The 22,093-nt window shown below is 24.4% G+C and carries 22 protein-coding genes and 2 pseudogenes; 7 read left to right on the forward strand and 17 right to left on the reverse strand.

Annotated elements, in window-relative coordinates; all coding sequences use genetic code 4:
* Window positions 1-157: 157 nt before the first annotated feature.
* Window positions 158-1,396 (reverse strand): IS256 family transposase, encoded by a 1,239-nt coding sequence (locus AAHH39_RS11695; RefSeq protein WP_342219298.1) that lies wholly within the window; start codon window positions 1,394-1,396, stop codon window positions 158-160.
* An 82-nt stretch (window positions 1,397-1,478) separates the two neighbouring features.
* Entirely contained in the window at window positions 1,479-1,841 is a 363-nt protein-coding gene (locus AAHH39_RS11700) for a hypothetical protein (protein WP_342218206.1), read from the reverse strand.
* A 112-nt stretch (window positions 1,842-1,953) separates the two neighbouring features.
* On the opposite strand from AAHH39_RS11700, the gene AAHH39_RS11705 reads away from it, so the two are divergent.
* Window positions 1,954-3,192, forward strand: a complete 1,239-nt coding sequence (locus tag AAHH39_RS11705; RefSeq protein ID WP_342219300.1) for an IS256 family transposase — start codon at window positions 1,954-1,956, stop codon at window positions 3,190-3,192.
* Here the strand turns inward: AAHH39_RS11705 and AAHH39_RS11710 are convergent.
* The 8 genes from AAHH39_RS11710 to AAHH39_RS11745 are packed head-to-tail and all read right to left on the reverse strand — an operon-like array spanning window position 3,179 to window position 7,721.
* Window positions 3,179-4,378, reverse strand: a complete 1,200-nt coding sequence (locus AAHH39_RS11710; protein WP_342218207.1) for a hypothetical protein — start codon at window positions 4,376-4,378, stop codon at window positions 3,179-3,181. The two genes, AAHH39_RS11705 and AAHH39_RS11710, sit on opposite strands and share 14 nt — an antisense overlap.
* 14 nt (window positions 4,379-4,392) lie before the next feature.
* Window positions 4,393-5,577: a hypothetical protein gene (locus AAHH39_RS11715; protein ID WP_342218208.1), complete on the reverse strand. Its 1,185-nt coding sequence runs from the start codon at window positions 5,575-5,577 to the stop codon at window positions 4,393-4,395.
* Between the two features lie 18 nt (window positions 5,578-5,595).
* Window positions 5,596-5,973, reverse strand: a complete 378-nt coding sequence (locus AAHH39_RS11720; protein ID WP_286641354.1) for a hypothetical protein — start codon at window positions 5,971-5,973, stop codon at window positions 5,596-5,598.
* Between the two features lie 16 nt (window positions 5,974-5,989).
* Complete coding sequence (locus AAHH39_RS11725) at window positions 5,990-6,178, reverse strand: hypothetical protein (RefSeq protein ID WP_338956674.1); 189 nt, start codon at window positions 6,176-6,178, stop codon at window positions 5,990-5,992.
* Between the two features lie 18 nt (window positions 6,179-6,196).
* Window positions 6,197-6,385 (reverse strand): hypothetical protein, encoded by a 189-nt coding sequence (locus AAHH39_RS11730; protein WP_338956672.1) that lies wholly within the window; start codon window positions 6,383-6,385, stop codon window positions 6,197-6,199.
* Between the two features lie 16 nt (window positions 6,386-6,401).
* Window positions 6,402-7,220 (reverse strand): hypothetical protein, encoded by an 819-nt coding sequence (locus AAHH39_RS11735; RefSeq protein ID WP_338956670.1) that lies wholly within the window; start codon window positions 7,218-7,220, stop codon window positions 6,402-6,404.
* A 1-nt stretch (window position 7,221) separates the two neighbouring features.
* Complete coding sequence (locus AAHH39_RS11740; RefSeq protein ID WP_338956669.1) at window positions 7,222-7,467, reverse strand: hypothetical protein; 246 nt, start codon at window positions 7,465-7,467, stop codon at window positions 7,222-7,224.
* Window positions 7,467-7,721, reverse strand: a complete 255-nt coding sequence (locus AAHH39_RS11745; protein WP_338956667.1) for a hypothetical protein — start codon at window positions 7,719-7,721, stop codon at window positions 7,467-7,469. The genes AAHH39_RS11740 and AAHH39_RS11745 overlap by 1 nt, the downstream gene beginning before the upstream one ends.
* Window positions 7,722-7,966: 245 nt before the next feature.
* On the opposite strand from AAHH39_RS11745, the gene AAHH39_RS13530 reads away from it, so the two are divergent.
* From AAHH39_RS13530 to AAHH39_RS11755, 3 genes are read left to right on the forward strand one after another with little or no spacing between them, the layout of a single operon-like run.
* Window positions 7,967-8,242: a transposase gene (locus tag AAHH39_RS13530; protein ID WP_342218383.1), complete on the forward strand. Its 276-nt coding sequence runs from the start codon at window positions 7,967-7,969 to the stop codon at window positions 8,240-8,242.
* Window positions 8,243-8,252: 10 nt separating this feature from the next.
* Window positions 8,253-8,636 carry a transposase gene (locus tag AAHH39_RS13535; RefSeq protein WP_425288928.1) on the forward strand — a complete coding sequence of 128 codons (384 nt, stop codon included), beginning with the start codon at window positions 8,253-8,255 and terminating at the stop codon, window positions 8,634-8,636.
* Between the two features lie 47 nt (window positions 8,637-8,683).
* Window positions 8,684-9,922, forward strand: coding sequence for an IS256 family transposase (locus tag AAHH39_RS11755; RefSeq protein WP_342219323.1), 1,239 nt, complete (start codon window positions 8,684-8,686; stop codon window positions 9,920-9,922).
* 302 nt (window positions 9,923-10,224) lie between these two features.
* Here the strand turns inward: AAHH39_RS11755 and AAHH39_RS11760 are convergent, their stop codons facing one another.
* The 7 genes and pseudogenes from AAHH39_RS11760 to AAHH39_RS11790 all read right to left on the reverse strand — a co-directional run bounded on the left by AAHH39_RS11760 (window position 10,225) and on the right by AAHH39_RS11790 (window position 17,577).
* Window positions 10,225-11,463, reverse strand: a complete 1,239-nt coding sequence (locus tag AAHH39_RS11760; RefSeq protein ID WP_342219353.1) for an IS256 family transposase — start codon at window positions 11,461-11,463, stop codon at window positions 10,225-10,227.
* Between the two features lie 87 nt (window positions 11,464-11,550).
* Window positions 11,551-12,354: pseudogene (locus AAHH39_RS11765) on the reverse strand (IS30 family transposase); the annotation flags it as partial.
* A gap of 81 nt (window positions 12,355-12,435) precedes the next feature.
* A pseudogene (locus AAHH39_RS11770) lies at window positions 12,436-12,573 on the reverse strand (IS5/IS1182 family transposase); the annotation flags it as partial.
* Window positions 12,574-12,983: 410 nt separating this feature from the next.
* Window positions 12,984-14,669: a dicarboxylate/amino acid:cation symporter gene (locus AAHH39_RS11775; RefSeq protein ID WP_342218210.1), complete on the reverse strand. Its 1,686-nt coding sequence runs from the start codon at window positions 14,667-14,669 to the stop codon at window positions 12,984-12,986.
* A 33-nt stretch (window positions 14,670-14,702) separates the two neighbouring features.
* Complete coding sequence (locus tag AAHH39_RS11780) at window positions 14,703-16,151, reverse strand: FAD-dependent oxidoreductase (RefSeq protein WP_342218211.1); 1,449 nt, start codon at window positions 16,149-16,151, stop codon at window positions 14,703-14,705.
* A 70-nt stretch (window positions 16,152-16,221) separates the two neighbouring features.
* Window positions 16,222-17,235, reverse strand: a complete 1,014-nt coding sequence (locus AAHH39_RS11785) for an alpha/beta hydrolase (RefSeq protein ID WP_342218212.1) — start codon at window positions 17,233-17,235, stop codon at window positions 16,222-16,224.
* 30 nt (window positions 17,236-17,265) lie between these two features.
* Complete coding sequence (locus tag AAHH39_RS11790; RefSeq protein ID WP_342218213.1) at window positions 17,266-17,577, reverse strand: HU family DNA-binding protein; 312 nt, start codon at window positions 17,575-17,577, stop codon at window positions 17,266-17,268.
* Window positions 17,578-18,060: 483 nt separating this feature from the next.
* On the opposite strand from AAHH39_RS11790, the gene AAHH39_RS11795 reads away from it, so the two are divergent.
* The 3 genes from AAHH39_RS11795 (at window position 18,061) to AAHH39_RS11805 (ending at window position 22,005) form a co-directional block, all read left to right on the forward strand.
* Window positions 18,061-20,184, forward strand: coding sequence for a hypothetical protein (locus AAHH39_RS11795; protein ID WP_342218214.1), 2,124 nt, complete (start codon window positions 18,061-18,063; stop codon window positions 20,182-20,184).
* Between the two features lie 219 nt (window positions 20,185-20,403).
* Window positions 20,404-21,354, forward strand: coding sequence for a fructose-bisphosphatase class II (locus AAHH39_RS11800; protein ID WP_342218215.1), 951 nt, complete (start codon window positions 20,404-20,406; stop codon window positions 21,352-21,354).
* Between the two features lie 81 nt (window positions 21,355-21,435).
* The gene (locus AAHH39_RS11805) at window positions 21,436-22,005 is read left to right on the forward strand and encodes a GNAT family protein (protein ID WP_342218216.1); all 570 of its coding nucleotides are present in this window, start codon (window positions 21,436-21,438) and stop codon (window positions 22,003-22,005) included.
* The last annotated feature ends 88 nt before the right edge of the window (window positions 22,006-22,093 follow it).

Raw genomic sequence — 22,093 nt, forward strand, 5'->3', positions numbered from 1 at the left:
TAATTTTTTCTTACCTTTTTCTACAACTTGACTATATGCAAATTTTTCTAAATGATGTAATAGTCCAGTACCAAATAAAGTATTAACTGAAAATTTTAAACCAACACTTTTAAATGGAGGCTTTTTAGAAATCTGTGTATCTTTGTTTTACAAAGTACTAGTTCAGATTAATTCTGTCTTCAAATTTTATCATAAAATGAGCAATTGCTGTATTTCAATTTTGAATAGGCAATGTTCATTTTTTTGTTATATTTTCAATTGCTAAATAAAATATTTTAAAAACTGACATATCATTAGGAAAAGCTTTTTTGTTTCTAATAACTTTTCGTAATTGACTATTAACAGATTCAATAGCATTTGTTGTATAAATTACTCTTTTGATTTCTGCAGGATAACTAATAAAAATCATCAAATTTTCTCAATTTTTATATCAAGATTTAGCAATTTGGGGATATTGTTTATTTCATTTACTTTCAAATGATTCTAAAGCTTGCATTGCTTGTTCTTCACTACATGCACTATAAATTGGTTTTAAATCTGTAACTAGAGTTTTTCGATGTTTGTATGAAACATATTTTAAACTATTTCGAATTTGATGAACAATGCATAATTGATGTTCTGTTTTAGGATAAACTGCTTGTATTGCTTCTGACATGCCTGTTAAATTATCACTACAAGCAATCAAAATATCATTTAAGCCTCGATTTTTCATTTCTGTGAAATTAGCTAATCAAAATTTAGCACCTTCATTTTCACTAATTCATAAGCCTAAAACATCTTTTTTACCTTCTAAATCAACTCCTAATGCTATATAAACTGATTTATTAATAATCCGTTTATCTTGTCGAACTTTAACTACTATACAATCAAAATAAACAATCGGATAAATGCTTTCTAATGGTCGATTTTGTCATGCTTTGACATCATCAATAACATCATCAGTAATTTGACTAATAACACTTTCACTAATATCAGCACCATGATATAACTCTTGTAACTGCATTCTAATGTCAGATAGAGTCATACCTTTTGCATATAGTGAAAGCACTTGTTGATCAAAACCATCAAATCTTCGCTGTCTTTTTGCAACTATTACAGGAGTAAAATCACTATTGCGATCTCTTGGTACATCAATCTCAATTTTACCTTGTTGAGTTATTAATTTTTTTGAACTTGTACCATTACGAGCATTTTCAGTATTACTATGTTGATTTTTTTCATATCCTAAATAATTTTGCATTTCAGAATTCAACATTTTTTCAACTAAACGTTTTGTTAATTCTTTATATAAACCCCCTTCTTTAAAAACTGTTGTTAAATCTTCAGTATTTTCTAATAATAAATCTACTGCTTTTGATATTGGATCATTATTATTAATATTTTGTTTTTTAGCCATCTGTAACTCACTCTTTCTAGTCATTTAATTATATTTACTAGAATTAATTAAACATAGTTATTTTTGTAAGTTACACAGATTACTAAACATTGCCTTTAAATGATTTATTAATATTTTCAATAGGATTATTAATAACATTTACTACTTTATGATAAGTTCTAATAGTTCTAAATATTTCTCTATATACTTTAAAACTATCTCTAATTACTTGTTGCACCACTGGTGGAGCAAATGCTATTGCTTTTAATCATTTATTACGATTAACACCATAACCAATGTATCAACCACTATATCAACGATATCAATGAAATGGATGTATTTGAGTAACAAAAGTTTTTGCTTTAAGAATACTATCAACAACTGTAATTGGTTTATACTTAGGATTACGATGATAAATAGTAATTGCACATTTGTCTAATGATAAAGGTTGAATTTTACAACCCATAAATACTGGTGAATTTAGGGCAATGTTTAGTAATCTGTGTAACTTACAAAAATAACTATGTTTAATTAATTCTAGTAAATATAATTAAATGACTAGAAAGAGTGAGTTACAGATGGCTAAAAAACAAAATATTAATAATAATGATCCAATATCAAAAGCAGTAGATTTATTATTAGAAAATACTGAAGATTTAACAACAGTTTTTAAAGAAGGGGGTTTATATAAAGAATTAACAAAACGTTTAGTTGAAAAAATGTTGAATTCTGAAATGCAAAATTATTTAGGATATGAAAAAAATCAACATAGTAATACTGAAAATGCTCGTAATGGTACAAGTTCAAAAAAATTAATAACTCAACAAGGTAAAATTGAGATTGATGTACCAAGAGATCGCAATAGTGATTTTACTCCTGTAATAGTTGCAAAAAGACAGCGAAGATTTGATGGTTTTGATCAACAAGTGCTTTCACTATATGCAAAAGGTATGACTCTATCTGACATTAGAATGCAGTTACAAGAGTTATATCATGGTGCTGATATTAGTGAAAGTGTTATTAGTCAAATTACTGATGATGTTATTGATGATGTCAAAACATGACAAAATCGACCATTAGAAAGCATTTATCCGATTGTTTATTTTGATTGTATAGTAGTTAAAGTTCGACAAGATAAACGGATTATTAATAAATCAGTTTATATAGCATTAGGAGTTGATTTAGAAGGTAAAAAAGATGTTTTAGGCTTATGAATTAGTGAAAATGAAGGTGCTAAATTTTGATTAGCTAATTTCACAGAAATGAAAAATCGAGGCTTAAATGATATTTTGATTGCTTGTAGTGATAATTTAACAGGCATGTCAGAAGCAATACAAGCAGTTTATCCTAAAACAGAACATCAATTATGCATTGTTCATCAAATTCGAAATAGTTTAAAATATGTTTCATACAAACATCGAAAAACTCTAGTTACAGATTTAAAACCAATTTATAGTGCATGTAGTGAAGAACAAGCAATGCAAGCTTTAGAATCATTTGAAAGTAAATGAAATAAACAATATCCCCAAATTGCTAAATCTTGATATAAAAATTGAGAAAATTTGATGATTTTTATTAGTTATCCTGCAGAAATCAAAAGAGTAATTTATACAACAAATGCTATTGAATCTGTTAATAGTCAATTACGAAAAGTTATTAGAAACAAAAAAGCTTTTCCTAATGATATGTCAGTTTTTAAAATATTTTATTTAGCAATTGAAAATATAACAAAAAAATGAACATTGCCTATTCAAAATTGAAATACAGCAATTGCTCATTTTATGATAAAATTTGAAGATAGAATTAATCTGAACTAGTACTTTGTAAAACAAAGATACACAGATTTCTAAAAAGCCTCGAATTTAGTGGAATTAATTGTGCATGTTTAATTGCTCTTTTTTCTGCACTAGTAAATAAATCTGTTGCTTTTTCTTTTAATTTATTAATTTTTTCAAATGCTTGTTTTTCTAATTTTTCAAATTTTTCTTGTAATTTATATATACTTTCTCGTAATTTTTCAAAATATGGTGTATCTTTTCAAAATTTATTTAAACCTTTTTTTAAATAAAATCTAATATCAAAATACTTAAAAATTTTATTTGCATTTAAAACAATTTTATGAATTGAACTATTTTTAAAATTAAATTTAATAGCATTAGCACGAATTTTTTGTAAATCTAAAATTAAAGTTTTTCCATATCTATTCTCTGTATGTATTGTATGAACTAAATTTAATCAATCATGTTGGTTCATTTTTAATACTTCTTTTAATTCAGTATTATATTTTTTTAAAAAGTTATTTGCTTTTTCAATATCTTTAATTTTAAACTTTGGAGTTAATTGTGGACTTAATTTTATTAATGTATTTTGTAATGATAAATATTCTTTTATTTGTTGTGATTTTAAAGATTTAAAATTATTTTTAAATTGTTTTTCAGCAACATAACCTAAATTTTGTGTTATTGTTTCACGATTAGGTGCCAAACTATAATTAAATAAATAACGTTTATTACCAATGATTTTATCTGTTAAAATTTCTTTTCCACTTACTTGACTAATAATTTCTTGTAAATTTTTTGCTTCTTTAACACCAATTTGTTCTAATGTTTTAGTTTTTTGTGCTAACTTAATAAATTTAGTAGTACGATAACCACGACTAATTTTATTAATTCCAACAAATGCAGGTAATATATTAAAAAAAGTATTTAATGGTGTTACATTTCCTTTTAAATAATCATAAACTTGATTAATAGTAAAATCAGTTAAAAACTCTACACCAACAGCACTAATACTAGCAATTAAATCACTTGCACCTAATCCAAGTGCTATACTTTCACTTAAACCACCAGTAAAAGGAGCAAGTGCTACTGCTATTACTTGTACACCAATCATTTCTAAAATTTCTCATCAAAAACTTTTATTTTCTTGTTGGTTACTTGTTCTAGTATGTTTTGGTTTATTTATGTTTAAAAGTATTGCTGTACTAGTTGTACCAATTGGCATGATATTAATTTCCTTTATTTAAGAGTTATTTTAATTGGATTTGTTGTTCCTTTATAATTTAAGTCATTAACATTTGCAGTAATAGTTATATATAAGTCACCTACTTTTTGTTTTTGATTACTTACATTAGTTTTTCCTTGTGCATCACTAAAATATTTAATAGTTGGATTTGTTAAATTAGGATTTAATGTTTTAAATTCATTAGTACTTTTTATTTCTGTATTTAATTCATTGTTATTGTTATTAACATTTGCAGTAATATTTGTTGTTAAAACTGTAATTTTAGTTTTTAAATCATTTTTTTCTGTTTTAATAACTCCACATAACATTCATCTTGATGTTGTTTCATTATTAGAAATATATGGGATTGCTTCTCCAACAACTTCACCAGCAACTTTATATGCTCTTCCTGCTTTAGCATCTTTAATAAAATCTACATAAATAACTGTATTTTCTATCATGTATCTTTTCATCGCTCTTGGTGTTGCTAAAACAAAGGTCATTAATTGTTGTTCATTTTTATCATTAGTAAAAATCATATAGTCATCAAGAACGATTTCACATAATACGCCTTTTACATATAAATTATTTCCATTTAAACGTAATTGTTGTGCCAACTGATTATCGGTAATTAAACCTTTATTATCTGCTAAATAAACTAAACTATCATAAAGACCATTAGTAATAAAAAATTTACTATTTGCAATATTTCTAAATTGAAACAAAGTATTTCAAGCAGATAACATCGATTTTAAATAGTCTACTGGTGTTGTATCTTCAATATCGATTTTAGTAGCAAATTTTGCAATTGCTTGTGTATCATCAATTGCCAATTTATCTGCTAAATCATTTGCAACTTCATATTGCATACTATCTAATAAATTTTGTCCATTATTTGCTTTTAAATCTACATCTGCAATAATTTCTCCTGCAAGATATTTTTTAGTTATTTTTTTACTAATTTTATCTGTATCAACATATGGTAATTCATATCTTTTACTTTTATCATCCCAAGCAATAATTTTTACTTCCGGTTTTTTTGGTTTTTTAACAATAAACTCAATATTTACTGAGTCAACAATTTCAGTAGGAAAAAAGTTTGCCCATGGACTATTTGAAATTTTAAAAAACTCTATAAATTCTGGTGCTTCTACTAATCTCTCTGTATTGTCTAAATTTTGATTAAATGGTACTGACATTTTATTTCTTCCTTTCGTTTATAAATAATTTTTCTTTTTATAATTAATTAAAAAATTTTCTTTATCATTTGTTTTATTATTAATAATTATTTGTTTATTGCCACCTGTATTAATTGTTTGTTTAAATACCGGTTGTTCTTTAATCATTTTTTTAATAGTTTCTTCAATTTTTGAATTTTCTATATTACTTGTTTTAAATTTTAAATAATCATAAAATTCAGTTTTAACTTGATATTTTTTAAATATATTAATCATTTCTTTTTCTTTAATTTCTTGATTAAGTTTATTTAACTTATTTTCTGCTTCATTAACTTTATTTTCTATTTCTTGTGAAGAAGCATTATTTTCAGTTAAAGGTTCAGTTGTTTGTTGAACATTATTTTCATTTTCTAACATTTACATCACCACTTTTTTATTTATTTTCTTTATTAATCTTTTCATTTAACTTTGCTAATTTTTTTTGATGTTTAATAATTTTGTTATTTGCTCTAACATGTTTTGGAGTTGTGATAAATCTTTTTAATAAAACAATAATTTCTCGACAAATTAATGTTCCAACGCTTGTTCCAATAATAATTAATTCATGTATAAATTCTTTCATTTCAATATTTTCCTTTCATTAATTAATTTTTTGATTTGTATCTAATTCCATTACTAATATTTGATAATCCTGAATATAAGCATTTTCTAATATATGATGTTTATAATTTCTATGAAAATTAATAGCATTTTCAATTGTAGAAAATAATTTATATTTTGTTTCAATTCCATAATTAGTTTTATATTTTAATAAATAAGCATATTTCATTTTAATATTCTCCTTTTTATAAATGATAATAATTTTCATCAAATTCTAAATTTGCATTAACATTAACTTCACTCATATTATCACTACCATATTGACTAGTTGTTTCACTATTAATTGAAAATCTATTATCATTATTAATTAAATGTGCTATTTCATTTGTAAAACTAGTTTCTTGCATTTCTACATCAAATTTTCTTTCCATAGGTAATAAATTATGGATAATTTCACTTGCACCAGCAATTATGGTAGGTACTGCATAAGCATTATTAAAATCATTATTTATCCCCATTGCAACACCACTTGAAATTAAACCACCACCAGTAGCCATATTACAAATTTTTCTTATTGTTTCAAATTTATTAGGTATTAATTCTAGAATTCCACTAATAAGATTTGAAATACCATAAGCATTTAAACTAATATATGTATCTCAATCCATTAATGACTGATTTTCTTGTTTATTTAATAGTAATCATGGAGGACCTTCTGTTGTAGTTGTAGTAGTTACTGGAATTGGTGTTGTTGGAATAATAGGATTAATATTATTTTCAGTTCATTTACTATAATTTGCTAATCCAATTGTTCCTAAACCTAATAAGATTTTTTTAGAACTATTAATTAATTTAGTTTTAGTATTTGGTCTTTGATTTAAATTTCATATATCTAAACCTAATTTTTTACCAAATAATAAACTATTAATTGAACCCAATATTGAATTATCTATTACTTGACCATAATAAGCACTTGTACCTATCATTGCACAAATTGGGCTTATACCAGTTCTTATTAATTTAGTTAAAGTATAATTTGATTGTGTATTTTCTATACTTGGCATTTTATTCTCCTTTAATTTCTAATTTTTTAACTGTTACTTTAATTCAACCTTGATAAACATCATTATCACCAACTATTAATGCAACATTACTTTCGGGATCAGAAACAATTATGTGTTTTGATTTAACATTTGGATATTGTTTTAAAATAATTGCTCTAATATCATTACTTGTATGAATTGCTTTTGGAAATGGTGATAATATTTCAATTTCATCTTTATTTTCAAACAAAGTAGGTAATATTATCATTAATGAAGTTCTCCATTTTCTATAAACTCAATTAATTTATAATAAGCAGTAAGTTTACCTGCTTCTTTTAATGAATCACATAAACAAATACTAATTTGCTTATTCAATCAGATAATTAATTTTTCATTATATTTATTAATTACTTTTTGTTTAAACTCTTCTCTTAATTTTTCTATATTATATAAATGTTCTTCAGTTATTTCTTTATTACGTTTTTTATTATATTCATTAATAATTTCTTGGTCTTTATTCACTATCTATTTCTCCTTATTTTTATTTAAATTATTAACTATTATTTCTAAACATGTCATACATCAATTTTTACTTAATCAGATTCTTTTATTACATTTTTTACATTTATTCATTATTAAATTCACCATTAATTATTTTTTGCAATAAAATATCAAGTATCAAATCTATTTCTGTACCGTTAGAACCTGTTTAGAATCTTTTCGAAAATAATGTAAAATGATTATATATTTTAAAATAAGAGGTATATATGCATAAAAATTATCCAAGTCATGTCACCAAAGAACAATTTGAGAACATAAAATCAATTTTAGAAAATAGCAAAAAGAAAACAAAACCAAGAAGTTTAGATTTATATGAAGTATTTTGTGCAATTTTATATGTATTAAAAAGTGGTTGTCAATGAAGAATGCTACCAAAAAATTTTCCAAAATGACAAACTGTATATTATTATTTTCAAATTTGAAGTAAAAATAATGGTAAAGAACCTAGTGTATTGCAATTAATTTTAAAAAAAATTAGTTAAAAAAATTCGTATCAATAATAATCGCAAAGAACAAACTAGTTTTTGTATAATTGATTCGCAAAGTGTTAAAAATACAGATACTACCGAAAATAAAGGTTATGATGCTGGTAAAAAGATTTCAGGCATAAAACGTCATATTGTTGTTGATTCTCAAGGTTTACCACATGCAATTTACATAACCACAGCAGAAAAAACAGATCGTAATAGCGCTATAATAATGATTGAAAATGAAAAAGAAAATCTTTCTGCAGTTCAAAAAATAATAGTAGATGCTGGTTATACTGGTGAAAAATTTGCTTCTGAAATCAAAACAATCATAAATGCAAATGTTGAAGTGATAAAACGTAGGCAATGTTTAGTAATCTGTGTAACTTACAAAAATAACTATGTTTAATTAATTCTAGTAAATATAATTAAATGACTAGAAAGAGTGAGTTACAGATGGCTAAAAAACAAAATATTAATAATAATGATCCAATATCAAAAGCAGTAGATTTATTATTAGAAAATACTGAAGATTTAACAACAGTTTTTAAAGAAGGGGGTTTATATAAAGAATTAACAAAACGTTTAGTTGAAAAAATGTTGAATTCTGAAATGCAAAATTATTTAGGATATGAAAAAAATCAACATAGTAATACTGAAAATGCTCGTAATGGTACAAGTTCAAAAAAATTAATAACTCAACAAGGTAAAATTGAGATTGATGTACCAAGAGATCGCAATAGTGATTTTACTCCTGTAATAGTTGCAAAAAGACAGCGAAGATTTGATGGTTTTGATCAACAAGTGCTTTCACTATATGCAAAAGGTATGACTCTATCTGACATTAGAATGCAGTTACAAGAGTTATATCATGGTGCTGATATTAGTGAAAGTGTTATTAGTCAAATTACTGATGATGTTATTGATGATGTCAAAACATGACAAAATCGACCATTAGAAAGCGTTTATCCGATTGTTTATTTTGATTGTATAGTAGTTAAAGTTCGACAAGATAAACGGATTATTAATAAATCAGTTTATATAGCATTAGGAGTTGATTTAGAAGGTAAAAAAGATGTTTTAGGCTTATGAATTAGTGAAAATGAAGGTGCTAAATTTTGATTAGCTAATTTCACAGAAATGAAAAATCGAGGCTTAAATGATATTTTGATTGCTTGTAGTGATAATTTAACAGGCATGTCAGAAGCAATACAAGCAGTTTATCCTAAAACAGAACATCAATTATGCATTGTTCATCAAATTCGAAATAGTTTAAAATATGTTTCATACAAACATCGAAAAACTCTAGTTACAGATTTAAAACCAATTTATAGTGCATGTAGTGAAGAACAAGCAATGCAAGCTTTAGAATCATTTGAAAGTAAATGAAATAAACAATATCCCCAAATTGCTAAATCTTGATATAAAAATTGAGAAAATTTGATGATTTTTATTAGTTATCCTACAGAAATCAAAAGAGTAATTTATACAACAAATGCTATTGAATCTGTTAATAGTCAATTACGAAAAGTTATTAGAAACAAAAAAGCTTTTCCTAATGATATGTCAGTTTTTAAAATATTTTATTTAGCAATTGAAAATATAACAAAAAAATGAACATTGCCTATTCAAAATTGAAATACAGCAATTGCTCATTTTATGATAAAATTTGAAGACAGAATTAATCTGAACTAGTACTTTGTAAAACAAAGATACACAGATTTCTAAAAAGCCTCTTTTAGTATTACTTTTACATCTTTATATTTTCAACTATCATCCTTAGTAGAATGTATAGGATTTGATTTTAATTCAAAATAATAAGGTAATAAAATTTTATTATCATCATTTAGACCTTTATTTATTGATAATATTGAATAAATATACTTTGATAACATAATAAATACTTGTTTAAATATTTTAACTTGTTGCAAATTTATGTAATTTGGATAATCAAGTGAGGCTTTTTAGAAATCTGTGTATCTTTGTTTTACAAAGTACTAGTTCAGATTAATTCTGTCTTCAAATTTTATCATAAAATGAGCAATTGCTGTATTTCAATTTTGAATAGGCAATGTTCATTTTTTTGTTATATTTTCAATTGCTAAATAAAATATTTTAAAAACTGACATATCATTAGGAAAAGCTTTTTTGTTTCTAATAACTTTTCGTAATTGACTATTAACAGATTCAATAGCATTTGTTGTATAAATTACTCTTTTGATTTCTGCAGGATAACTAATAAAAATCATCAAATTTTCTCAATTTTTATATCAAGATTTAGCAATTTGGGGATATTGTTTATTTCATTTACTTTCAAATGATTCTAAAGCTTGCATTGCTTGTTCTTCACTACATGCACTATAAATTGGTTTTAAATCTGTAACTAGAGTTTTTCGATGTTTGTATGAAACATATTTTAAACTATTTCGAATTTGATGAACAATGCATAATTGATGTTCTGTTTTAGGATAAACTGCTTGTATTGCTTCTGACATGCCTGTTAAATTATCACTACAAGCAATCAAAATATCATTTAAGCCTCGATTTTTCATTTCTGTGAAATTAGCTAATCAAAATTTAGCACCTTCATTTTCACTAATTCATAAGCCTAAAACATCTTTTTTACCTTCTAAATCAACTCCTAATGCTATATAAACTGATTTGTTAATAATCCGTTTATCTTGTCGAACTTTAACTACTATACAATCAAAATAAACAATCGGATAAACGCTTTCTAATGGTCGATTTTGTCATGCTTTGACATCATCAATAACATCATCAGTAATTTGACTAATAACACTTTCACTAATATCAGCACCATGATATAACTCTTGTAACTGCATTCTAATGTCAGATAGAGTCATACCTTTTGCATATAGTGAAAGCATTTGTTGATCAAAACCATCAAATCTTCGCTGTCTTTTTGCAACTATTACAGGAGTAAAATCACTATTGCGATCTCTTGGTACATCAATCTCAATTTTACCTTGTTGAGTTATTAATTTTTTTGAACTTGTACCATTACGAGCATTTTCAGTATTACTATGTTGATTTTTTTCATATCCTAAATAATTTTGCATTTCAGAATTCAACATTTTTTCAACTAAACGTTTTGTTAATTCTTTATATAAACCCCCTTCTTTAAAAACTGTTGTTAAATCTTCAGTATTTTCTAATAATAAATCTACTGCTTTTGATATTGGATCATTATTATTAATATTTTGTTTTTTAGCCATCTGTAACTCACTCTTTCTAGTCATTTAATTATATTTACTAGAATTAATTAAACATAGTTATTTTTGTAAGTTACACAGATTACTAAACATTGCCTTATTATTTTCATTTAAACCTCTTTGACAAGGTTTACCAGGATCTGCAAAATAAATCTTAACATTACAATTTTTTTCGATTAATTTTCATTTACTAAATTCTTTACCACGATCAAAAGTAATAGTTTTAACTGTTCCTTTTTGTAACTTTGAAATAAATTTTATTATACTTTTTGTAATATTTTCTGATTTATTATTTTTAGTTGCTAAAGGAATTGTGGTTTTTGATCATATATCAGCTAAAGTAATAATAGAACTTTTATGATCTTTACCAATGATAGTATCACCCTCTAAATGACCAAATTCTTCTATATTTTTAATATTAGGAATGATTAAATTTCTTTCATGAATAGACTTACAATTATTAATTCTGCCCCTAGTTTCTTTTTGTTTGTGAGGTTTATTTTTTCCTTTTCTCAATAAGTTATTTTCATCAAAACCCATTCGATTTGTTTTAAACATGTTATATAAAGTTTTTGTTGAAATACTTTTTATTTTATTTTCCTTTAAAAAATTAGCAATTATATCAAGAGCATAATTTTTAGTAATTAACAAATGATTAATAGTATTAATTTCTATTAAAGTTAAAATTATTAATTTTCTACCTGCATTTTGTTTATTTTTTTGAATTTTATTCAATATTTCTAATGGTAATAAGTTTTGATTTAATAATCTACAAACTCTATGTACAGTTGATTTACTATAATCAATGGCTTTTGCTATTTTACGAATCGAAAATCCATAACTTTTATATTCTTTTATTGCTATTATTGATTCAATAGTCAGATACTTATACATTGTGCTAATTCCTTTCTTTTCTTAATTATAGAATTAACACAATTTAATTTTTATATAAGTGTCCTTTTTAATTTTACAATTCAGGACATATAAAATTGCACAAAATACTTCATATAAATCTAAACTTCTTGGTTTTGTTTTCTTTTTGCTATTTTCTAAAATTGATTTTATGTTCTCAAATTGTTCTTTGGTGACATGACTTGGATAATTTTTATGCATATATACCTCTTATTTTAAAATATATAATCATTTTACATTATTTTCGAAAAGATTCTAAACAGGTTCTAATAGTTATTGAATCACCATTATAAATTTTACCATCAGGAGTAACTACTGCACTAGTAATTGGATCTCCTTCTTTTTCAGGAGTATTAACTTTAACTGTAATACCATTTAAATCAATGTTTTTATTTTCTGGAACTGCTTTAATAGCTTCTTTAAGTTCTTTCTTTTAATTATGTAGAAAAGTATGGATGACCAAAAATTATTCATCAATTTACACTTAAAATATTATTTTTAATTAAAAATTTGTTAAAAGTAACATTATTTAGTGTAAAAATTCTCTAAAAATAACACTTTATCATGTATCATTACTTTTCTACAAAATTAAAGAAAATAAAATTTCTATTTTAGATGTCTTTGCCATTTTTAATTGCTTTAATATCTTTTTTTAACTGCTCTTTTAAAAATTTAATATCATTCTCACTATTTTTTACTTTTTTTAATGCTTCAATTTTAACTTTAGTATCTTTTTTTAATGCTTGAATCTTATCATTTTTTTCAGATCTAATTAACAATTTGGTTCCAACTTTCTTTGTTAAAATATGTAAACCCCTAAAAGGGTATTTTTTTAATAAAAGTTTTTCATCTTCAATTAATTCTTGATTGCGAGAAGCAATAACAGTAGCTTGTAAACCACCAGAAATATTAACTGCAGTTCTACCCATATCAAATAAACCATCTAAGGCACCAATAATACCATAAACAGCAGCATAATAGCTACCAAAACCAAGACCACCTAAAACACCAGCTGTTACAACAGCAGCAGTTCCTGGTACTCCCGCAATTCCTAATGAAGCAACTAGTGTTACAATTAAGCCATTAATAAATAAAATAGCGATTGTTCAGTTGGGAAAATTACCAGGAAGGATAATACTAAATCATAAGAAAGATAAAATAATTCCAGCTTGTACTCCAGCACAGCCACTTAAACCTATTGTTGTTGAAAGTGGCATTACTGTATCACTACCCTCTTCTTTCACTTTTAAATCTTCTTTTAAGGTATTCATAGCAATTGGTAAAGCGGCATTAGAAGACTGAGTTGTAAAACCAGCAATAATTGGTTTCTGTGCTTTTACTAATCAACGATAAGGATTAATACCAAATAAATATAATGATAATAAATGTCATAAGAAAGTAATAAGTAGTGCTAAATAAGCAACTCCAATAATAATGCCAATATTAGCAAGTGCACCAATTGGTTGATTAATAATTGCTGTTGCTAGCATACTCATAACAGCAAATGGCATAATTTTAATAAACATCATTAATATTGAAATAATAATTTTTCACATTGTTTCTAAAGTGTTTCTTGCTTTGTCCATTCGTTCTTCATTATGTTTAGTTAGTTTTTTAATTGCAAATCCAATTAAAGCACCAAGTACAATGATTGGAATAATTAATGTTTGAGTAAAAACACCAATTAAGCTGCTAGGAACGTAACTAATGATAATTTCGGGAATTGTTTTGGCAGTAGTTTTATCGTAACTACCACCATCAGTTAAATTAAAACCTTGGCCAATTTTAAAAGCAATTCCTAGTTCAAAGGCAATAGTAAAAGCAATAGCCACATTTATTAATAAAATAGTAATACCAACTCTTGAAACTTTAGTTATTGTTTTTGAGTTACTATTTTTTTTACTAGTAATTCTAGCGATAGCTAAAAATACTAATGGAATAGTTAACATAGTAATACCAATAATAAAAATAGTTTTTAATAATTCAATTCAGTGTACAATTTCTGCAACTCAGGGTATATAGTCAGGATTAGGTTTTATTGGTGTTCCAGGTAAGTTAGGATAAGTAATGTTATGACTATTAAAACCAGTAATAGCTTGGATAGTAATACCAAAAATTAGTCCTAATCCCATTCCAGTAAAAATACGAATTGGAAATTTAGGTTTAGTTTTTTTAATAAAAATAGAAAGTGCTAGGATAATACTAAAAAAGACAATTATCCCGATTAGACTTTGTCAGTGTGAAATACCAACAAAGTCTCTTAATAAGTTAATATTGTCATTACTAAGAGTTGTCATAGTTGATACCTCATTCTTTTTATTTTTTATAGGTTATGACGATGTTACTTTTCTGCTTGCTATATGAATAATATCACTAGTACGAGCAAAAGGAGGTGAATAAACTAAATCTAAATTTTGTAAATCACGGATGTCCATTTTATTTCAAATGGCAGTAGCAAGAGCATTAATTCTTAATGTGGCATGATTATAGCCTGCCATTTGTGCTGCCAGTAATTGGAAATTTGTTTTATCATAAAATAGTTTCAAGTATAAAGGACGAGATTGTTTTAAGTATCTTGGTAGATCATAATCTTTAATATAAACACTACCAATTTTATTTTTATCAATCGTATCAAAACTGCCAGTTTTTGTTATTTCTAAATTACCAACACGTAAAATACTTGACCCTAAAGTTCCTGGGTATTTATGTTCTGGGTTTTTAATATTATCAGCAATAATACGTGCCATTTTATTAGCATTAGTTGCCAAGGGAACATATATTGATGATTTATCAAATTGACTATATATTTGTGCACAATCACCACCACTATACATATTTGAAAACTTTTTTGTAACATTTTCTTTAGAAGGAATTTGACAGAATTCGTTAATAATAATTGCTTTATTTTTGTTTAATTCAATATTGCTATTTTGTAAAAAATTCGTATTTGGTTTAAAACCAACTGCTAGTATTACTAAGTCACAAGGTATTGTTTTTCCGTTTTTTTTATCATTTACACTTCTTAAACGCAAATCATTAACATTATTATGAGTCATCATTAGTTCTTCAATTTGATAGTTTAGTAAAATGGTGGCATCATTTTTTGATTTAGTTTTATGATTAATATTTTTTTTGGTTAGTTCATCATAAATTAATTGACTAAATTCTTTATCAACAACGTCTGCCATTAATCGATCTTTCATTTCAACGATTGTGACATCTTTTTTTTGTTTTAAGCATGCTTCTGCCATTTCCATGCCAATAAATCCACCACCAATAATAATTATTTTTTTAGCGTTTTTCATTGCTTTTTTTAGATTTATGGCATCTTCTTTAGTAAAAACATTATAAACATTATGTGGTAAAATACCATGACTAAAAGGTGGCGGAATTTTTGGTTTGGCTCCTGTTGCAATAACTAAGGCATGATAAGATACAACTTTTGCTTTAGTTTTATCGTCTATTGTTTTTTTGACATGAATTTCTTGTTTTGCTGTATCGACTTTAATAACATTTTGATTTAAATGAATTTTAATTTTATTTTTATTATTAGTTTTTTCTGAAAAATCTTTTTTTGTACGGTCATTTAAAAGTTTTTTATCTTTAAATTCATTAGCAATATAATAAGGAATACCACAAGCACCAAGTGAAATATAGTTTTTTTCTTGATAAACATGGATATCAAAATTTTTATCACTATTTTTTTCACTACGTAATAATTTACTCGCAACTCCCATCCCAGTCGCGCCAGCACCAATAATAATAACTTTAATTTTCATTTTTATCATCGCTCCACTCTCATTAATTATAATATATATTTAATAAAAAAATCAATTAATAGTGTTTATCTTAAGTATTGATTCATTTTTGAACAAATTCTAAAGTAGTGTCACTAATACCCTTGTCAGTCACTAAATTATATTCATTAACAACTGTGTGGTCTAAATCACCAATTAAAAAACTTTGACCGTGGTTAGCGTCAAGGATAGTGTATAATGAACTTTTTTTTGGTATTTCATAACGAATTTTTTCTTGAAATAATTCGTTAGCATTAGTGTACTTAATAAAGTGATCATTTTGACCATGAAGAAATAACATTGGCATATCAGGTATTAGTTTTAAATATTTAATTGGTTGTATTTCTTGTAAACCATCGACACCAAATGTTTTTTGTGCTTTTTTACGACTTAATTTCAGCATTAAATTAGTAGGTAAGAAAGCATAATTGTATAGTTTTTCACTATACGTACGATCTAAGCGACTAAATGTACAATCAGAAATAATGAATTTTACTTTTTGATTAATTTTATGTTTTGCATATAAATTGCTTCACATTACTACTGTTGCGCCACCTAATGAAAAACCATATAATCCTAAAGCAGTAGTTTCTTGTTTATATGTTTTACAACAGTATTCAATAATGTCTTGTAAATCTTGTGATTCTTTTAAACCAAAAGTTGTTGGTGATGCATCACTTTCACCATGGTTACGAGCATCATATCAAATAACATTGTAGCCAGCACGTAAAAAAATGAAAGCTTGTTTAAATATTCAAAATCTTGTATTAGTTATTCCGTGTAATAAAATTATTGTTTTATTATTATTTTCATTTTTAAGGGGACTTTTTAAAAGATTACCGTATAATGTTAAATTATCAATTGATGTTTTAATTGAAAAAGGAATTATATTTTCATGTTTTTCTAGGTATTCTCAATATTCAAAATACATTGGCCATTTTGCTAATTCAATTTTAACTTTCGGTTGAAATTGTGAATTATATTGCAAGCATGCTTTAAACATTTCAATTGAATTTATATTAACTTTTTGTCTTAATTTTATTCTATTAATACTACTTTGTTTCATTAGTTTTCCTCACATTTTAGGTCATACATTTTAATAGTTGACGTTATTTAGTATTGTTGGTTTTGGTTTACAACGAATATATTTTTTATATTTTTTATAAGGTATAAATTTAATATATTTGTATTTGCTAACTACGTGTTGTCCATTATTTTTACTATTTCGTCGTAAACAGGGTTTTACTTTTTTGATTTTAAAAGTACCAAAATTAGAAATAGTAATTACTTTACTTAGTTGGTTAATATTTTTAATTTCTTCAATTACACAATTAAAAACTATTTCAATATCTTGAATGTTAAATTTAGTTTTATCTGATACTCTTGCAATTAATTCTTTTGCGTTCATAAAAATCAACCCTATCTGTTTGCCCATATCCTTCTAATATTATTTTATATTATTTTATTTATAAAATGTAATCTATAAATTTTTCGTACTTTGCTTGTTAATAATTTTATATATAAAAGGCATTTTACATATTTAATTTGAATAATTTTAACATTAAAAATAATAAGAATCAAAGATAAAAATTTCCTTTAATTTTGTAGAAAAGTAATGATACATGATAAAGTGTTATTTTTAGAGAATTTTTACACTAAATAATGTTACTTTTAACAAATTTTTAATTAAAAATAATATTTTAAGTGTAAATTGATGAATAATTTTTGGTCATCCATACTTTTCTACATAATTAAAAAAAATTTCTTTATTATATTCAATAGTATAAGTAAGTATATTCCTTAACTATAATTATAATTTCTATAAAATGTAATTACAAAAATAAAAGTGTTTGGCCATTGCTTTAGTTTTAAAGCAAGTGGTTTTTTATTTTTGAAAGAAAAGAAAGAGAGGTTTAAAGTTATTCTAGAGATAGCGACAACAAATGTTTCAATAAGTGATATTGAAAATAAGATTAGAAAATTTAAAGAAAATTTAGAAATTTTTAAAAAAGAATTCACATTTTTCATAAATGAAAGTGTTGAGGAACAACGTAATTATAAACAAAGATATCAAGATATTTTATTAGAAGAAGAATTAGAGAATAGTAAATATGAAAAGGATTTATCTTATAAAGAAGATGATTTAAAAAACTTAAAAAGTCATATTGAAGATTTAACAAAAAGTAGGACTAATAATCAACTTAGAAATCAAACATTGGATGAAAAAATAGCAAAAGATCAAAAAGAATTAAAAAAAATAAGAAAAGAAATTAAAGCTTTGCAAAAAGATAAAGAAGAGTTTAAAGAAAAAATCACAAAGATAGATAAAGAAACTTTTCAAGAAACTCAAAAAAATATTGAAGATTTCCAAGCTACTATGAGAACAAAAATAAAATATGTTGAAGTAGTATCAACCTTAATTGAAGTTAATTCAAGTGATGAAAACATACAAAAGCATTGAGATGCATTATGAATCGATTATAATAATAAAGTTAAAAATGCAAAAGAAAGAATTCAAATTTTAGAAACAAAAATTTCAAGTTATAAAAAACAAATTTTAGAAAATGAAAGTAGTATTAAAAACCAAAAAAAAGAAATAATATTACTAAAGCAAGAACAATTAAAGTTAGAAATTGATATAAAAAAAATTAAAGATAAAATTGAAAAAAATATAAAAGAAATAAGGGATAAATTAAGTGAAATTAATAATAAAATGAATAGTTGTTTTACTGAAAATAAATTGAATATAACCAAAAAGAGTAATGATATTATTAATTTATTTAATGAATTTAAAAATTTTAATGAAAAAATAAAAGAAGATTTTAAGTTTTTCATTACAATAAAAGAACAAGTAGATAAATTTTTAGGTGAATATTTTTTTATTAAAAACTCTAAAATTGAAAATTCTATATCAATAGTTGCTGATTATGATGCTGCACTTAAAATTATTATCAAGAATTTCACTACTTTTTTTGGAGAAAATAAATATGGTGAACTTTTAAAAAGTATAAAACAGTTTAATAACTATAAAGAAAGTAATGCTCAACAAGAATTACAACCATCAACTTCTAGTGATATCACTATTGATATCAATAATGAAAATAATGGTAAATGCAAATTATTTGATTTTGAAGAATTAAAATTAGAATCAGGATCAATAGTAAAAATGACTCTTAATTATTATAATTTTTTACAAGAATATAAAGGTCCATATTCTTATTTAATTTTTATTAAAGATGATAGTTTAAATGAAAGGAAGAATCAAAAAATAGCAAAAAACCTTTATTTTAATCCATTACTATTATTTGAAGATTGTAATGAAGAAGAACAAATGATTTTTAAAAAATTACAAAATAAAATAGCAAAAAATAATAAAAAGAACTTTCTTTTTAATGAAAACAAAAAATTTGCTTTATTATGTATTAGTGAAAATGATAGTTCTCAAAATCTTTTGTTTTTAATTGATTTTACAACATTAATTAAAATTCCTAAAAAGTTTATTCCATTAATGTATGATTATCAAAAAAAATATAATTTAAATCAAAAAATATGTAAAAAAATAGTTAATAATTTTGAACAAAAAAATAAAAAAGATTATAAATTTATGTTTATAAAAGTTAGAGTACAAAACAATAATATTAAAAATTATATTAAAAATTTAGATTTATTATATGAAAAAATTTATCAACAAAAAGATCAATTACAAGAGTTAAAACATTTATTTTTTGAATTTAATGAATTTCTTGAATTAAATAAAAAACAGCAAAGTATAAAAATAAGTGATTATGAAACGCAACAAACTAGCGAATTTCTTAAAGAAAATGATTTTGTATATAAAATGGTAAAAGAAATATCTAATATTTTAGATATAACATTAAATTCGATAAATTCAGATTGTTTGATAGGAAATTCTAATAATGTATTACAAATAGCAGATGTTGAATCAATAAACCAAGAAGTATCAGTTGGTCTAGTACTTTCTGAACAAAAGGTAGCATTTACAAATAATATATAATCAAAAGTTTTAAACTTATAAATAATGCATATTTTCCAGATAATTAAATTATCTGGAATTTAAAATATTATTTACTTATTTTGTAATTTTTTATTTTATGATTTGAATTTATAATTTACAAATTTTGTAAAATTAACGAAGAAAGATGTTTAATAATTAAGTTTTTTGTTAAAAATTATCATATAATTAACAATGAACATTTTAATTATGGAGAAAAATATGAATAAGGATATGTATTTAATTAGAGCAGTAGAAATGGCAACAATTGCTGCTTATAAATTTATTGGTCGTAAAAATAAGAATGCTGTTGACTTTGCTGCTGTTGAAGCAATGACAATTATGTTAGATAATGTCCCTATTAAATGTCGTATTATCGTTGGTGAAGGTGAGTTAGATCAAGCACCAATGTTATTTGTTAATCAAGAGTTAGGAAAAGGAAAAACTTTAACTTATGATTTAGCAGTTGATCCAGTAGAAGGTACTTATCCTGCTGCTTATAATATTGCTGGTAGTATTGCTTGTTTAGCAGCAGCACCTAATACTATTTTAAAGTTACCAGAAATGTATATGGAAAAATTATTTGTTGGACCCGATTTACAAGATGCTATTAACAATGAAGATGATTTTATTACTAATATTAAAACTATGCAAAAGATGAAAAAACATAATGATTTAATTGGTATTATTTTAGATAAACCAAGACATCAAAAAATAATTGAAAAGTTGCATGATTTAGGTATTATTGTTCGTTTAATTGGTGATGGTGATGTGCTTGCTGCTATTGATGTTATTAACAAGGAAGCAGATTTTGTTTATGGTATTGGTGGTGCTCCTGAAGGGGCATTAATGGCAGCATTAGCATTAAGTGCTGGTGGCAATATTAAAACTAAGCTAATTTCCTATCAAACAATATGACCTACTGATGAAGATACTAAGATTCGTGTTAATATTGAAGATATTGCTATTAAAAAATATAAATTATCATATAATAAATATTATTTTGCTAAAGATTTAGTAAAAGATGAAAATGTCCGTTTTGTTGCAACAGGTTTAACAGCTGGTGGAAGTTTAAAAGCAATTAAATATTATTATGGTACATATTATTTAAATACTTTTTTTGTATCACATGGTGTTGTTAGAAATATGGAAGTTACTTATAGTGTTAGTTAGGTTAATAAACTATTGCCAAGTGTTGAAAAAATTATGAAAATATATAATAAATATGTTTAAAAATATTTAAAGGAGAAAATTATGAATGATATTGATCGTTTACCTGTTATCCCAGTTTTAGAAAGTCAACGTTTAAAACTACGACCTATTACTTTAAATCATGCACAAGCATTATTTAATTATGCGAAGAATGAAAATATGACAAAATATGTACCGTGAAAAGCTCATAAAAGTATTAATGATAGTATTGGTTTTATTAATTCTTTATTACAAGAATATAAACAATTAAGTTCTTTAATGTGAGCAGTGCAATTAAAAGATGATAAAACTAATACGATGATTGGTACTTGTGGCTTTATTAGATATTTTGCTCACACTAAATGTTTGGAAATAGGTTATGCTTTTAATCCAAAAGAGTGGGGTAAAGGTTATGCCAAAGAGGCGTTGTTAACTGCTATTAAGTATGGATTTGAAAATACTGATAGTATTAGAATTGAAGGTAGTTGTGTTAAAGAAAATATTGCTTCAGCGAAAACGATGGAAAGTGTTGGCATGAAGTTTGAAGGATTTTCTCGTAGTAATTTTATTAAAGATGGTAAAGTTAGTGATTGTAAAATATTTAGTATTATTCGTAGTGAGTATTTTAAATAATATTTTAATATTACCTGAATTGTAAAATTAAAAAGGACACTTATATAAAAATTAAATTGTGTTAATTCTATAATTAAGAAAAGAAAGG

Source organism: Spiroplasma endosymbiont of Amphimallon solstitiale, assembly GCF_964030965.1.
GTDB lineage: Bacteria > Bacillota_I > Bacilli_A > Mycoplasmatales > VBWQ01 > Spiroplasma_E.